Raw genomic sequence first — 14,200 nt, forward strand, 5'->3', positions numbered from 1 at the left:
GTGTCAGGTGCCGAGGGACGACGTTGGCCCTCTGCGTGAGGTGGGAAATGTCAGGCAGATTACATGATGGAGCGATTCTCGCCTACCGGGATAGGCGGTTCCATCATGTGGACACCGACGGGGTCCCGAAGGGTCGCGCGATCGACGGAGGGGGTCCCGCGACCGGCGGTGGGGCTGTGAGAGGGGGCGGGCCGGACGGGACAGATCCATGTCCACGTCGACCCGGGGAGGGGGCGGGCGTCGTCACCCGCCCCGCAGAGACGCCGCGGGCCTCGTTGCCCGTAACGCTTACGGCTCATGCCCAGCCGTCACATCGCCGAAACCAGCGAGTAATGACAGATGCGGCCCGCGCATAATACGACTTCTGCTGCCACGATCAACCTCAGGTGTGCGGAAGACCGCACACCTGAGAGCCGGATCATCCTATGGCCGTACCGATCAGCGTGCCGAGGGCGTACGTCACACCGGCCGCCGCGCCGCCCAGCGCGAGCTGCCGCAGACCGCTGTACCACCAGGTGCGGGCCGTCACCTTGGCCACCACCGCACCGCACAGGAACAGGCCCAGCAGGGCGAGGACGACGGCGGGCCAGAGGCTGCTCGCACCCAGCAGGTAGGGCAGCACCGGGAGCAGGGCACCCAGCGCGAAGGAACCGAAGCTGGAGACCGCGGCCACGGTCGGCGAGGGCAGGTCGCCGGGGTCGATGCCCAGCTCCTCGCGGGCGTGGATCTCCAGGGCCTGCTCGGGGTCCTTCGACAGCTGCCGGGCCACCTCCCGGGCCAGCCCCGCCTCGACACCGCGGGCCTCGTAGAGGGCGGCCAGTTCGGCCTCCTCGTCCTGGGGGTGCTTGCGCAGTTCGCGCCGCTCGACGTCCAGTTCGGCCTCGACCAGCTCCCGCTGGGAGGCCACGGAGGTGTACTCGCCGGCCGCCATCGAGAAGGCGCCGGCGGCGAGCCCGGCGAGGCCGCTGAGCACGATCGTCTGCTGCCCGGCCGCGCCGCCCGCGACACCGGTCATCAGCGCCAGGTTGGAGACCAGGCCGTCCATCGCCCCGAACACGGCGGGACGCAGCCAGCCGCCGTTCACGTCCCGGTGCGTGTGGTTGTCACGGTGCGCCTCGTGCAGCGCCGCCTCGGTCTCGATGATCGCCATGCCCGGCCCCCAAGGGTTCCACTCACGTCTTCTTTAGACGGATTCCAATCTTTTACACAACCCAATGTACGCCGTTCCCGAGGCTCCTGCCAGCAAGGAAAGGCTGCGCTAACCTGCGACGATGCCGATTCCGGCGGGGTACGGGCGCACCGGCGCGAGGGTCCGTGGGCACGGCCAGGGCAGCGGGAAGCACGACCGCCGACGGACGTGCCGACGGACATGAGGACGCGCCGCCCCGGGCCACTGCGGCTCCCCTGGCCCGGACACACGTCGAGGGCGCCCGGAATCGCTCCGGGCGCCCTCGGCGCATGGGGTACGGGGTCGCGCGGGCGACCGCCCGCCGTCAGCCCTTCTTGGCCGAACCGGCTCCGTTCCTGGCGGCGTCGTCGTCCTTGCCGTCGGCCACGTCCTTCGTCTCGGCGTCGGCCGCGACCTCGGCATCGGTCACGTCTCCGGCCGCGTCGGCGGGCTCGGCGGCGGTCTTCGCACCCGTCTTCGCCGTGGCCTTCCCGCCGGCCGCGTCGGCGTCCGCGCCGGTGCTCGCCCCGGACTTCCCGTCGGCCGTGTCGACCGCGTCGGCCGTCCCGGCCGGGTCGGACGCCTCACCCGGGGCCCCGTCGCCGGTGTCCGGTTCCGCCTGCGGCTCCACCACGTCCTCGCGGCCCGGACGCTTGCGCGCCGACAGGACGATGTACAGGACCGCGAGCAGGAACACCGCGATCGACGTCCAGTTGTTCAGCCGCAGGCCCAGGATCTCGTGGGCCTCGTCGACCCGCATGTACTCGATCCAGAACCGTCCCGCGCAGTAGGCGGCGACGTACAGGGCGAAGGCCCGGCCGTGGCCCAGCCGGAAGCGGCGGTCGGCCCAGATGACCAGCAGCGCCACGCCCACGCACCACAGCGACTCGTACAGGAACGTCGGGTGGTAGGTGCCGGGCAGGCGCCCGTCGGCCGAGGAGGTGATCTCCACCGCCCAGGGCAGGTCCGTCGGGCGGCCGTACAGCTCCTGGTTGAACCAGTTGCCCCAGCGGCCGATCGCCTGGGCGAGGGCGATGCCCGGGGCGACGGCATCGGCGTAGGCGGGCAGCGGGATGCCCCGGCGCCGGCAGCCGATCCACGCGCCCAGCGCGCCGAACGCGATGGCGCCCCAGATGCCGAGGCCGCCCTCCCAGATCTTGAAGGCGTCCACCCAGTCACGGCCCTCGCTGAAGTACAGCTGGTAGTCCGTGACGACGTGGTAGAGCCTGCCGCCGACCAGGCCGAACGGGACGGCCCAGACAGCGATGTCCGCGACCGTCCCGGGCCGCCCGCCCCGGGCGATCCAGCGCCTGTTGCCGAGCCAGACGGCGACGAAGACGCCGACGATGATGCAGAACGCGTAGCCGCGCAGCGGAACGGGGCCGAGGTACAGCACACCGCTCGACGGGCTGGGAATGTAGGCAAGTTCCATGGCAGGGTCGACGCTACCCTGCCCGGCCGACCGCGCGCCGGGTGGCCCGGCTACGTCTCCATAACAGGGGCCGCCCGAAGGGCGCCGCCGGCCGGGCCGCGCGCCGCCGTCACCCCTTGTCGGCCTCCTGCACCAGCTGCTTGAGCTTCGCCGGGGTCATCGACTGGTCCTGGTAGATGTTCTTCCCGTCCAGCAGGACGGTCGGTGTGCCCGAGAAGTCGCCCTCCTGGAACGCCTCGTTGGACTTCACGACCCAGCTGTTGTGGGTGCCGTCCTCCACGCAGCTGCGGAACGCGGGCGTGTCCAGGCCGTCGACCTGGCCGGCCAGCTCGATCAGCTTGGTCTCGTCGGCGAAGGCGTCGTCGGGCTCCGGCGGCTGGTTGGCGAACAGCACGTCGTGGTAGGCGGCGAACTTCCCGGCGTCCTGGGCGCAGGCCGCGGCGTTGGCGGACGCGCGGGAGCCGGTGCCGCCCATGTTGCCGTCGATGAGGGTGACCAGGTGGTACTCGGCCCTCAGCTGACCGGCGTCGGTCAGCTCCCGGATCGTGGGGCCGTAGGCGGTCTCGAAGGACTTGCAGGCCGGGCAGCGGAAGTCCTCCCACACCGTGAGCGTGGACGCGGCGCTCTCCTTGCCGACCGGGATGGCGAGGCCGTCCTTGCCCAGGGCTCCGGAGGGGGCGACCACCGGGCCGGCCGCCTCGCCGCCGTCGTCCTTGCCGGCGTTGGCGGCGACCACGCCGATCACCGCCGCCAGCGCCAGGACACACACCACGCTCGCGCCCACGATCAGGGTGCGGCGCCGCTTCTCCGCGGCCTTCTGCTTCTCGCGCTCGGCCGCCAGGCGTTCCCGGGCGGTGCGCTTCCTCGCGTCACGGTTCTTCTCGCTCACACCCCGCAGAACGAACCGGGGAGGCGCACCGCGCCTCCCCGGCCCCAGGTCCACCCGTACGAGGGATCCGTATGACCGGCGGTCCCGCCGGTCGCCGGCCCCGCCGTCCGGCCGGTCAGACCTGCCGGCGCACGCCCCGGGCCAGGTCGCCGGCGAGGTCACGGACGGCCTCCACGCCGGCGGCGGCGTCGGGGGCGTCCAGCATCCGCTTGACGAAGGCCGAGCCCACGATCACGCCGTCGGCGAAGGCGGCCACCTCGGCGGCCTGCGCCGCGTCGGAGACGCCGAGCCCGACGCACACCGGCAGGTCGGTGGTGGCGCGGGTGCGCCGGACCAGGTCCTCGGCCTGGGCGCCGACCGACTCCCGGGTGCCGGTGACGCCCATCAGGGAGGCGGCGTAGACGAAGCCGCTGCCGGCCGCGGTGATTTCGGCCAGGCGGGCGTCCCGGCTGCTGGGGGCGACGACGAAGACGGTGGCCAGGCCGTGCTTGTCGGCGTGCTCCCGCCACAGCGCCGACTCCTGGACGGGCAGGTCGGGCAGGATGCACCCGGCGCCGCCCGCCTCGGCGAGTTCGGCGGTGAACCGCTCGACGCCGTAGCGGTCGATGGGGTTCCAGTAGGTCATGACGAGGATCGGCTTGCCGGTGGCGGCGTGCGCCTCGCGGACGGTGCGCATCACGTCGGCGATCCGCACCCCGCCGCGCAGGGCGATGTCGTCGGCGGTCTGGATGACCGGGCCGTCGAGCACCGGGTCGCTGTGCGGCAGGCCCACCTCCACCACGTCGGCGCCGCCGTCGAGGGCGGCCCGGACCGCGTCGATGCCGCCGTCCACGGTCGGGAAGCCGGCCGGGAGGTAGGCGATCAGGGCGGCACGGCCCTCGGCCTTCGCCGCGGCGAGGGTGTCGTTCAGCAACTGCACGTTCCCGCTCACTTGGCGTCCCCCTCGATCTCGGCGGTGCCGCCGGCCTCGTCGGCGGCGACCTCGGCGTCGGTGTCGTACAGGCCGAAGTAACGCGCGGCGGTGTCCATGTCCTTGTCGCCGCGGCCGGACAGGTTGACCACGATCAGCCCCTCCGGGCCCAGCTCCCGCCCGACCTCAAGCGCCCCGGCGAGGGCGTGGGCGCTCTCGATGGCCGGGATGATGCCCTCGGTGCGGGACAGCAGCCGCAGGGCCTGCATGGCGGCGTCGTCGGTGACCGCCCGGTACTCGCCGCGCCCGGAGTCCTTGAGGTGGGCGTGCTCGGGGCCGATGCCCGGGTAGTCCAGGCCCGCCGAGATGGAGTACGGCTCGGTGATCTGGCCCTCGTCGTCCTGGAGGACGTAGGAGCGGGAGCCGTGCAGGATGCCGGGCTCGCCGGCGGTGAGGGTGGCCGCGTGCTCGCCGGTGTCGACGCCCTTGCCCGCGGGCTCGCAGCCGATGAGCCGCACGCCCTCGTCGGGGAGGAAGGCGTGGAACAGGCCGATGGCGTTGGAGCCGCCGCCCACGCAGGCGACGGCCGCGTCGGGCAGCCGTCCGGTGCGCTCCAGGAGCTGACGGCGGGCCTCGACGCCGATGACGCGGTGGAAGTCGCGCACCATGGCCGGGAAGGGGTGCGGCCCGGCGACGGTGCCGAACAGGTAGTGGGTGCGGTCGACGTTGGCGACCCAGTCGCGGAACGCCTCGTTGATGGCGTCCTTCAGGGTGCGGCTGCCGGACTTCACCGCGATGACCTCGGCGCCCAGCATGCGCATCCGGGCCACGTTGAGGGCCTGGCGCTGCGTGTCGATCTCGCCCATGTAGATCGTGCAGTCGAGGCCGAACAGGGCGCAGGCGGTGGCGGTGGCCACGCCGTGCTGTCCGGCGCCGGTCTCGGCGATGACGCGGGTCTTGCCCATGCGCCTGGTCAGCAGGGCCTGGCCCAGCACGTTGTTGATCTTGTGGGAGCCGGTGTGGTTCAGGTCCTCGCGCTTGAGGAAGACGCGGGCGCCGCCCGCCTCGGCGGCGAACCGGGGCACCTCGGTCAGGGCGCTCGGGCGGCCGGTGTAGTGGGCCAGGAGGTCGTCGAGCTCGCGGGCGAACTCGGGGTCGGACTTGGCCTTGTCGTACTCGACGGCGACCTCGTCGACCGCCGCGACCAGGGCCTCGGGGATGAACTTGCCGCCGAAGGCGCCGAAGTAGCCCTCGGCGGTGGGGACCCGGCCGTCCGGGTCGGGGACGAAGAAACTGCTGGGCATGCGGAAACCTCACGGTGGGTGTCTGACGGGCACGGTGCGCCGTGGGGACGGGGCCGTCGGCCGGAGGTCCGGCCGGGCGGCGGCCGGGCGCGCTCGCGCGACGCGGCCGCCGGCGCCGCGACAGGCAACGTGTGCCCTGTCGCGGCACTAGCTCGGTACGGCCCCGTGTCCCCGGGGAGCACGGCGGTGCCATCGCATGCCGTTGACCTGTCCCGGTTCGTCCCCGATGACGTAGCGGACCCGGCGGCCGTGCACCCGGCGGGCGGGCGCCCGGCAGCCGCGGGGCCGGCAGCCGCGCGCGAGGCGGGCGTACGGGTCCCGGGCGGGGATCGGCGCGAGGGTCATCGGGGGCCGCCTGTGGGGGTCAGCCCCGGCCGTGGCGCAGCGCGGGGTGCTCCCCCGCGGCCACCAGGTCGGAGACGGCCGTCTTGGGATCCTTGCCGGTGACCAGGGACTCGCCGACCAGGACGGCGTCGGCGCCGGCGTTGGCGTAGGCGATGAGGTCGTGCGGGCCGCGGACGCCGGACTCGGCGACCTTGACCAGGTGCGCGGGGATCTCGGGGGCGACCCGCTCGAAGGTGCCGCGGTCGACCTCGAGGGTCTTGAGGTTGCGGGCGTTGACGCCGATGACCTTGGCGCCGGCGTCGACCGCGCGCTCGACCTCGTCCTCGTCGTGCACCTCGACGAGCGGGGTGAGACCGATGGACTCGGCGCGCTCGATGAGGGACTCCAGGGCCGCCTGGTCGAGGGCGGCGACGATCAGCAGCGCGAGGTCGGCGCCGTGCGCACGGGCCTCCCAGAGCTGGTACGAGGTGACGATGAAGTCCTTGCGCAGGACCGGGATGTCCACCCGGGCGCGGACCGCCTCCAGGTCGGCCAGCGAGCCGCCGAACCGGCGCTCCTCGGTGAGCACGGAGATCACGGAGGCGCCGCCCGCCTCGTAGTCGGCGGCGAGGCCGGCGGGGTCGGCGATCGCGGCGAGCGCGCCCTTGGACGGGCTGGAGCGCTTGACCTCGCAGATCACCTTGACGCCGTCGCCGCGCAGGGCGGCGGCGCCGTCCTTGGCGGCGGGTGCCTTCGCGGCGCGCTCCTTGAGCTCGTCGAGGCTGACGCGCGCCTGCCGCTCCGCGAGGTCGGCCCGCACTCCGTCGATGATCTCGTCGAGCACACTCACGCGAGCGGCCCCCTTCCTGACGGGTGGTCTTCGGTGCGTTCGTTGCCGTCCCGGGGTGCCCGCCTCACAGGGTCGGGCCGCCGGACGGAACCGGTGGTCACTGCGATGGTATCCGCAGCCGGGCGTATGCCTCGCATCCGGTTGACGCCGGTCCCACTAGCTGGACATCCGCCGATCGATCAAGGGTGCAGCCAGCCACCGAACGGCAGGTTCCGGACAACGGTGAAGACCAGCAGCAACGCTCCCACGGACCACAGGAGCACCGGCCCGGGGTCGATCCGCAGCCGCTTCCCGCGGGCGGCGTGGACCACCCAGACGGTCCACAGCACGGCGAAGGCGGCGTAGCCGAGGACGGCGGGCGCGTTGGCCTGCAGGGCCGCCGGCAGGTCGCCGTGCACGACGGCGTGCGCGCTGCGCAGCCCGCCGCAGCCGGGGCAGTACAGGCCGGTGAGGCGCAGCAGGGGGCAGGCCGGGTAGTGGCCGGGCTCGTTGGGGTCCACGGCGCCGACGTACGCGAAGGCCGCCACGACGGCGGCCAGCACTCCGGCGGGGACGGCCAGGCGGGCGGCGGTGCCGCGGGGCACGGGCGGGCTGTCGGCGTTCATCCCGAGCATTGTGCCCCGCACACGCGCGAAGGGCGGGTCGGCACGCGTGTGCCCACCCGCCCCCGGGTGGTGCGGTTCCTCGCCGTCCTCCGGCGGGGTCAGCTCTGGGCGCGGGCCGGCGTGCCCTCGCCGGTGACCTTGTGCACGGGGTGCACGTGCTTCGGCTGGCCCATGCCCATCATGCTCATGACCCCGCCGACAATGGCGCCGAGGAACACGATGCCCATACCGGCCCAGAAGCCCGCCGGCTGGTCCATCACCATGAACGTCCCCGCGACGCAGAAACCGATGAAGGCGATGATGACACCGGTCCAGGCGGCCGGGGTGTGTCCGTGGCTGCTGCCCGCCATTGCTTGCTCCTCGTTGCTGTGTACGTGTCTGAGCAGGACGCTCGGCAACATTGTCCCGCATGCGCGCGTCCGGCGTCAGCGGGGGTGTTGTCAGGGGGCCGGTGAGGGGGCTCGTGAGGGGGCTGTGAGGGGGTGCCGTCCGCGCGCCGGGCACGCGCCGGGGATGCCGCCCCGGGGCCGGGCGGTCAGGTGCCGGTGGGGTCCTCGCCCCGGTCGAGGGCCTTCCACAGGTCCTCGGGCCGGTCGGGGTCGACGGCGGCGGGCCGGCGGCGCGGACGCGGGGTGCCGTCGCGTTCGTACCGGCCGGACATGGCGGGCCACAGCCTGCCGTAGCGCAGGGCCAGCAGGCCGGCCAGCAGGAGCAGCAGGCCGCCCGCCGCGGCCACGTACGGCCAGGCCGTGTGGCTGAGGGCCGCCACGGTGGCGGAGGTGTCGCCGGACGCCTCGGCGGCCTTGGCCTCCAGCGCGGCCCGGTCGGAGGCGCCGATCAGGGCGGCCGCGACGGTGCCCGCGCCGGACAGAGCGAGCAGCGCGGCCACCGCTAGGCGGCCGGCGCGGCGGACCGCGAAAACGGCGACCAGGGCGGCCAGCCCGACCACCGCGAGGGCGGCGGGGACGCCGGTGACGTCGCTGCCCCGGGCGGTCAGGGGAAAGGCGCCGCCGGCCACCGTCGCGGTGCCCTCCGACCACTGCTGCCGGGTGGCGAGCAGGGCCACGGCCGCGCCCGCGGCGCCGCTCAGCAGGGCGAGGGCGAGGCTGCGGCGGCCGGCCCGGGCGGGGCCGGCGGCTTCGGAACGGGGGTGAGGTACAGCAGTCACGCCCTCCACTATCGCGCGGACCCCGGGTGTCGCGTCACCCGGGGGTTCGCTCAGGCCGTGCCCAGCCGGTTCGCGGTGTGCACGGCACGCAGCACCGCCGCCGCCTTGTTGCGGCACTCGGTGTCCTCGGCGACCGGGTCGGAGTCGGCGACGATCCCCGCGCCCGCCTGCACGTACGCGGTGCCCTCGCGGAGCAGGGCGGTGCGGATGGCGATGGCCGTGTCGGAGTCCCCGGCGAAGTCCAGGTAGCCGACGGCCCCGCCGTACAGACCGCGCCGGGACGGCTCCAGTTCGTCGATGATCTGCAGGGCGCGGGGCTTGGGGGCGCCCGAGAGGGTGCCCGCGGGGAAGCAGGCGGTGAGCACGTCGAAGGCGGTGCGGCCGGAGGCGACCTGCCCGGTCACCGTGGAGACGATGTGCATGACGTGGGAGTACCGCTCGACCGACATGAAGTCGACCACCTCGACCGAGCCGGGCTCGCAGACCCGTCCGAGGTCGTTGCGGCCCAGGTCGACCAGCATGAGGTGCTCGGCCCGCTCCTTGGGGTCGGCGAGCAGCTCGTCGGCGAGGGCCTGGTCCTCCTGCGGGGTGGCGCCCCGCCACCGGGTGCCGGCGATCGGGTGGACCAGGGCCCGGCCGTCCTCGACCTTCACCAGCGCCTCGGGGGAGGAGCCGACGACGTCGAACCCGTCGAAGCGGAACAGGTACATGTACGGCGAGGGGTTGGTGGCCCGCAGGACCCGGTAGACGTCCAGGGCGCTCGCGGTGCACGGCGTCTCGAAGCGCTGCGAGGGCACCACCTGGAAGGCCTCGCCGGCCCGGATGCGCTCCTTGATGTCCTCGACGGCCGCCTGGAACGCCTCGCCGCCCCACCGGGCGGTGTACGCGGGCAGTTCGGAGGGCGGCAGGACCGCCGGGGGCTGCGCGACGGCCCGGGCGAGGTCGGCCTCCATGGCGTCCAGGCGGGCCACGGCGTCGGCGTACGCCTCGTCGACGCCGGTCTCCAGGTCGTTGTGGTTGATCGCGTTGGCGATCAGCCAGACGGCGCCCTCCCAGTGGTCCATGACGGCGAGGTCGCTGGTGAGGAGCATGGTCAGCTCGGGCACGCTGGTCGGGTCGGTGCCGTCGCGCTCGCCGTCGCCGACCTTCTCCAGGCGGCGCACGACGTCGTAGCCGAGGTAGCCGACCATGCCGCCGGTGAACGGCGGCAGGCCCAGGTCGTGGGCGAGGTCGCGCGGGGTGTGCAGGGCCTCGAGGGTGGCGCGCAGGGCGGCCAGCGGGTCGCCCTCGACGGGGACGCCGACCGGCGGGGTGCCCTCCCAGTGGGCGCGGCCGTCCCGCTCGGTGAGGGTGGCGGCGCTGCGGACGCCGACGAAGGAGTAGCGGGACCAGGAGCGGCCGTTCTCCGCGGACTCCAGCAGGAAGGTGCCGGGCCGCTCGGCGGCCAGCTTGCGGTAGAGGGCGACCGGGGTGTCGCCGTCGGCGAGCAGCTTGCGGGTGACCGGGACGACGCGGCGGTCGCCGGCCAGCTTGCGGAAGGTCTCGAGGTCCATGGCGGCCGACCCTACTGACCGGAGCCGGACACGCCGGAACCGGCGCCCTCGGCGGGTGCGTCCGGGGAGCCGACGGCCGAGCCGTCCGCGAGGAGCACGTCGGCGTCGAAGCAGGTCCGGGCGCCGGTGTGGCAGGCGGCGCCGACCTGGTCGACCTGGACCAGCACGGTGTCGGCGTCGCAGTCCAGGGCGACGGACTTCACCCACTGGACGTGGCCGGAGGTGTCGCCCTTGACCCAGTACTCCCCGCGGCTGCGGGACCAGTAGGTGCAGCGGCCGGTGGTGAGCGTGCGGTGCAGCGCCTCGTCGTCCATCCAGCCCAGCATCAGCACCTGACCGGTGTCGTACTGCTGGGCGATGGCGGGCAGGAGGCCGTCGGGGGTCCGCTTGAGGCGCGCGGCGATCTCGGGGGCGAGCGGGCTGGGCCGGGACGTGCTGGTCATACGGGCCATTGTGCCGCGCCCGGCGGGCCGGCCCGGCCGTCGTCCGACTGGTGGGCGGCCCCCGGGCGGGCTTCGCGCGGTTCCCGGGCCACGGACGACCGGGGGCGACCGGTGGGCGACCGGTGGGCGCGACGCCCGTGCGGCCGTAGGCTGGCCGGCATGTCGACCCATGCCAAGCGTGAACGACTTCTCCTGGCCGACCTGCTGGAGACCGCGGGGCCGGACGCGCCCACCCTGTGCGAGGGCTGGCGGACCCGGGACCTGGCCGCCCATGTGGTGGTGCGCGAGCGCCGCCCCGACGCCGCGGGCGGGATGCTGGTCAAACAGCTCGCGCCCCGGCTGGAGCGGGTGATGGCGGAGTTCACCGCCAAGCCGTACGAGGAGCTGATCCAGCTCCTCCGCAGCGGCCCGCCCCGCTTCTCGCCCTTCAACCTCAAGCAGGTCGACGAGCTGTCGAACACCGTCGAGTTCTACGTGCACACCGAGGACGTCCGGCGGGCCCAGCCGGACTGGACGCCGCGGGAGCTCGACCCGGTGTTCCAGAACGCCCTGTGGTCGCGGCTGGAGCGCACCGCCCGGCTGATGGGCCGCTCGGTCCCGACGGGCCTGGTGCTGCGCCGGCCGGACGGCCAGACGGTGGTCGCGCACCGGGGCACGCCGGTGGTCACGGTGACCGGGGACCCGTCGGAGCTGGTGCTGTTCGCGTACGGACGGCAGGACGCCGCCCGGGTGGACCTGGCCGGTGACGAGGAGGCCGTCACCAAGCTGCGGGAGAGCAAGCAGCTCGGTATCTGAGCCCGGAGCCGGGCGGGCCGGCCCGGTCGTCGACCTGTACGGGCGGGGACGTGCCCGCGTGCCCGCCCCGGGTCTCCTCCGCGGGAGCCCCCGGGCGGGCCGGTGGCCGCGACGCGCGGGCGGGAGTCGCGCCGGTCGCGCAGGTGTGCGCGACCGGTCACGCCGGACGGCCGGTGGCGCGGTGCGTCAGCGGACCGGGTGGCCCGCCTCGCGCAGGCTGTCCTTGACCTGGCCGATGCGCAGGTCGCCGAAGTGGAAGACGGAGGCGGCCAGGACCGCGTCCGCACCGGCCTCGACGGCGGGCGCGAAGTCGGCGAGCCGGCCCGCGCCGCCGGAGGCGATCACCGGCACCGTGACGTGCTTGCGGACCGCGGTGATCATCTCCAGGTCGTAGCCGTCCTTGGTGCCGTCGGCGTCCATGGAGTTGAGCAGGATCTCGCCGGCGCCGAGGTCCGCCGCCCGGTGGGCCCACTCGACGGCGTCGATGCCGGTGCCGCGGCGGCCCCCGTGCGTGGTCACCTCGTAGGCGGGCCCGTCCGTGCCCTCCGGGGTGCGCCGGGCGTCCACGGACAGCACCAGGACCTGGCGGCCGAACCGCTCGGCGATCTCCCGGATCAGCTCGGGGCGGGCGATCGCGGCGGTGTTCACCCCGACCTTGTCGGCGCCCGCCCGCAGCAGCCGGTCCACGTCCTCGGCGGTGCGGACGCCGCCGCCCACCGTGAGCGGGATGAACACCTGCTCGGCGGTGCGGCGGACCACGTCGTAGGTGGTCTCGCGGTTGCCCGACGAGGCGGTGATGTCCAGGAAGGTCAGCTCGTCGGCGCCCTCGGCGTCGTACACCTTGGCCATCTCGACGGGGTCACCCGCGTCGCGCAGGTTCTGGAAGTTCACGCCCTTGACGACCCGGCCGTTGTCCACGTCCAGGCAGGGGATGACTCGGACCGCCAGGGTCATGAATCCACGGCTCCTCTGCATGCTTCGATCTCGACCGACACCGGCACGCGCGGGTCCACGAACCCCTCCACCACGGGGTGGGGCGTGACCGGGCGCACCGGTTCGTACAGCTCCTTGTGGGCCCGGCCCACGGCGTCGGTGGCCCGGGAATGTGCGGGACGCACACGGGCGTCGGTGGCCCGGGAGTGTGCGGGACGCACACGGCTACGGATCACGGGCTCCGGACCGGGCCCGGACTCCCCGACCGCCTTCCGGGCGCCGGCGAAGGCCGCCCCGGCCCGGGCGCGGCGACCGCCCTCGCCGTGCGGCACGCCGCCCCGGAAGGCCGTGGTGCCGCCGACGGGCACGCGGTCCCCCGCCGCGACGGCGCGGGCGGAGCCGGAGGGCTCCTCGCGGGGGCTCCCGCGTCGCCCGCGCCGCACGGCGTCCGACGTCATCGGGACACGGCCTCCAGGGCCTCCTCCAGGGTGAACGCCTTGGCGTACAGGGCCTTGCCGACGATGGCGCCCTCGACACCGAGCGGGACGAGGTCCGCGATGGCCCGCAGGTCGTCCAGGGAGGAGACGCCGCCGGAGGCGACGACCGGGCGGTCGGTGGCCGCGCAGACGTTCTTGAGCAGCTCCAGGTTGGGGCCCTGGAGGGTGCCGTCCTTGGCGATGTCGGTGACGACGTAGCGGGCGCAGCCCTCCTTGTCGAGGCGCTCCAGCGTCTCGTACAGGTCGCCCCCGTCACGGGTCCAGCCGCGCCCGCGCAGGGTGGTGCCGCGCACGTCCAGGCCGACGGCGATCCGCTCGCCGTGCTCGGCGATGACCCCGGCGACCCACTCGGGGGTCTCCAGGGCGGCGGTGCCGAGGTTGACGCGGGTGCAGCCGGTGGCGAGGGCGGCGGCGAGGGTGGCGTCGTCGCGGATGCCGCCGGACAGCTCCACCTTGATGTCCATGGCGCCGGTGACCTCGGCGATCAGCTCCCGGTTGTCCCCGGTCCCGAACGCGGCGTCCAGGTCGACCAGGTGCAGCCATTCGGCGCCGGCGCGCTGCCAGGCGAGGGCGGCGTCGAGCGGGGGGCCGTAGGAGGTCTCGGTGCCGGACTCGCCGTGCACGAGGCGGACGGCCTGGCCGTCCCGGACGTCGACGGCGGGGAGGAGTTCGAGCTTGGCCATGTCGCTACAGGGTTCCGATCCAGTTGGTGAGGAGCTGGGCACCGGCGTCGCCGGACTTCTCGGGGTGGAACTGGGTGGCCCACAGGGCGCCGTTCTCCACGGCCGCCACGAAGGGCTTGCCGTGGGTGGCCCAGGTGACCGAGGGCGGGCGCATCGCCGGGTTCTGCGCCTCGAAGGACCAGTCGTGCACGGCGTAGGAGTGCACGAAGTAGAACCGGGCGTCCGCGTCGAGGCCGGCGAACAGCCGCGAGTCCTCAGGCGGCTGGACGGTGTTCCAGCCCATGTGGGGCACGACCTCGGCCTGGAGCGGCTCTACCGAGCCGGGCCACTCGTCGAGACCCTCGGTCTCCACGCCGTGCTCGATGCCGCGGGCGAAGAGGATCTGCATGCCGACGCAGATGCCCATCACGGGGCGCCCGCCGGCCAGACGGCGGTCGACGATCCAGTCACCGCGGGCCTCCTTGAGGCCCTTCATGCAGGCGGCGAAGGCGCCGACGCCGGGGACCAGCAGGCCGTCGGCGTTCATCGCGCGGTCGTAGTCGCGGGTGATCTCGACCTCGGCCCCGGCGCGGGCCAGGGCCCGTTCGGCGGAGCGCACGTTGCCGAAGCCGTAGTCGAAGACCACCACCTTCTTGGTGGTGCTCAC

Annotated in this window: 17 protein-coding genes; 1 reads left to right on the forward strand and 16 read right to left on the reverse strand. The window is 74.1% G+C overall.

Annotation, left to right across the window (positions count from 1 at the left end):
• Positions 1-418: 418 nt before the first annotated feature.
• From AB0F01_RS01080 to hisI, 12 genes are all read right to left on the reverse strand, one after another.
• A complete protein-coding gene (locus AB0F01_RS01080) occupies positions 419-1,150 on the reverse strand; it encodes a VIT1/CCC1 transporter family protein (protein ID WP_362088993.1) in 732 nt (243 codons plus the stop codon).
• A 343-nt stretch (positions 1,151-1,493) separates the two neighbouring features.
• Positions 1,494-2,600, reverse strand: a complete 1,107-nt coding sequence (gene lgt, locus AB0F01_RS01085) for a prolipoprotein diacylglyceryl transferase (protein WP_362088994.1) — start codon at positions 2,598-2,600, stop codon at positions 1,494-1,496.
• 109 nt (positions 2,601-2,709) lie between these two features.
• Positions 2,710-3,489: a thioredoxin domain-containing protein gene (locus AB0F01_RS01090; protein ID WP_362088995.1), complete on the reverse strand. Its 780-nt coding sequence runs from the start codon at positions 3,487-3,489 to the stop codon at positions 2,710-2,712.
• A 115-nt stretch (positions 3,490-3,604) separates the two neighbouring features.
• Complete coding sequence (gene trpA, locus AB0F01_RS01095) at positions 3,605-4,420, reverse strand: tryptophan synthase subunit alpha (protein WP_362088996.1); 816 nt, start codon at positions 4,418-4,420, stop codon at positions 3,605-3,607.
• Positions 4,417-5,703 (reverse strand): tryptophan synthase subunit beta, encoded by a 1,287-nt coding sequence (gene trpB, locus AB0F01_RS01100; RefSeq protein WP_362088997.1) that lies wholly within the window; start codon positions 5,701-5,703, stop codon positions 4,417-4,419. Before trpB ends, trpA begins: the two co-directional genes overlap by 4 nt.
• 147 nt (positions 5,704-5,850) lie before the next feature.
• A complete protein-coding gene (locus tag AB0F01_RS01105; RefSeq protein WP_362088998.1) occupies positions 5,851-6,048 on the reverse strand; it encodes a hypothetical protein in 198 nt (65 codons plus the stop codon).
• Between the two features lie 19 nt (positions 6,049-6,067).
• Complete coding sequence (trpC, locus tag AB0F01_RS01110) at positions 6,068-6,877, reverse strand: indole-3-glycerol phosphate synthase TrpC (RefSeq protein ID WP_362088999.1); 810 nt, start codon at positions 6,875-6,877, stop codon at positions 6,068-6,070.
• 179 nt (positions 6,878-7,056) lie between these two features.
• The gene (locus AB0F01_RS01115; protein ID WP_362089000.1) at positions 7,057-7,482 is read right to left on the reverse strand and encodes a DUF2752 domain-containing protein; all 426 of its coding nucleotides are present in this window, start codon (positions 7,480-7,482) and stop codon (positions 7,057-7,059) included.
• Positions 7,483-7,580: 98 nt separating this feature from the next.
• Positions 7,581-7,832, reverse strand: coding sequence for an HGxxPAAW family protein (locus tag AB0F01_RS01120; protein WP_362089001.1), 252 nt, complete (start codon positions 7,830-7,832; stop codon positions 7,581-7,583).
• A 185-nt stretch (positions 7,833-8,017) separates the two neighbouring features.
• Positions 8,018-8,659: a TIGR02234 family membrane protein gene (locus AB0F01_RS01125; RefSeq protein ID WP_362089002.1), complete on the reverse strand. Its 642-nt coding sequence runs from the start codon at positions 8,657-8,659 to the stop codon at positions 8,018-8,020.
• A gap of 41 nt (positions 8,660-8,700) precedes the next feature.
• On the reverse strand, positions 8,701-10,203 hold the full coding sequence (locus AB0F01_RS01130; RefSeq protein WP_362089003.1) for an anthranilate synthase component I: 1,503 nt from the start codon (positions 10,201-10,203) through the stop codon (positions 8,701-8,703).
• Positions 10,204-10,214: 11 nt separating this feature from the next.
• Entirely contained in the window at positions 10,215-10,655 is a 441-nt protein-coding gene (gene hisI, locus AB0F01_RS01135) for a phosphoribosyl-AMP cyclohydrolase (protein WP_362089004.1), read from the reverse strand.
• A gap of 150 nt (positions 10,656-10,805) precedes the next feature.
• Here hisI and AB0F01_RS01140 point away from each other — a divergent pair, with 150 nt between their 5' ends.
• On the forward strand, positions 10,806-11,441 hold the full coding sequence (locus AB0F01_RS01140; RefSeq protein WP_362089005.1) for a TIGR03085 family metal-binding protein: 636 nt from the start codon (positions 10,806-10,808) through the stop codon (positions 11,439-11,441).
• A gap of 186 nt (positions 11,442-11,627) precedes the next feature.
• Here the strand turns inward: AB0F01_RS01140 and hisF are convergent, their stop codons facing one another.
• Genes hisF through hisH form a run of 4 tightly spaced genes read right to left on the reverse strand, consistent with a single transcriptional unit; the run spans position 11,628 to position 14,200 of the window.
• The gene (gene hisF, locus AB0F01_RS01145) at positions 11,628-12,395 is read right to left on the reverse strand and encodes an imidazole glycerol phosphate synthase subunit HisF (protein WP_362089006.1); all 768 of its coding nucleotides are present in this window, start codon (positions 12,393-12,395) and stop codon (positions 11,628-11,630) included.
• Positions 12,392-12,832, reverse strand: coding sequence for a RidA family protein (locus AB0F01_RS01150; protein ID WP_362089007.1), 441 nt, complete (start codon positions 12,830-12,832; stop codon positions 12,392-12,394). Before AB0F01_RS01150 ends, hisF begins: the two co-directional genes overlap by 4 nt.
• Positions 12,829-13,554 carry a bifunctional 1-(5-phosphoribosyl)-5-((5-phosphoribosylamino)methylideneamino)imidazole-4-carboxamide isomerase/phosphoribosylanthranilate isomerase PriA gene (priA, locus tag AB0F01_RS01155; protein ID WP_362089008.1) on the reverse strand — a complete coding sequence of 242 codons (726 nt, stop codon included), beginning with the start codon at positions 13,552-13,554 and terminating at the stop codon, positions 12,829-12,831. The genes AB0F01_RS01150 and priA overlap by 4 nt, the downstream gene beginning before the upstream one ends.
• A gap of 4 nt (positions 13,555-13,558) precedes the next feature.
• Positions 13,559-14,200, reverse strand: coding sequence for an imidazole glycerol phosphate synthase subunit HisH (gene hisH / locus AB0F01_RS01160; protein WP_362089009.1), 642 nt, complete (start codon positions 14,198-14,200; stop codon positions 13,559-13,561).

The organism is Streptomyces sp. NPDC029526, from assembly GCF_040637405.1.
Classification (GTDB): Bacteria; Actinomycetota; Actinomycetes; order Streptomycetales; family Streptomycetaceae; genus Streptomyces.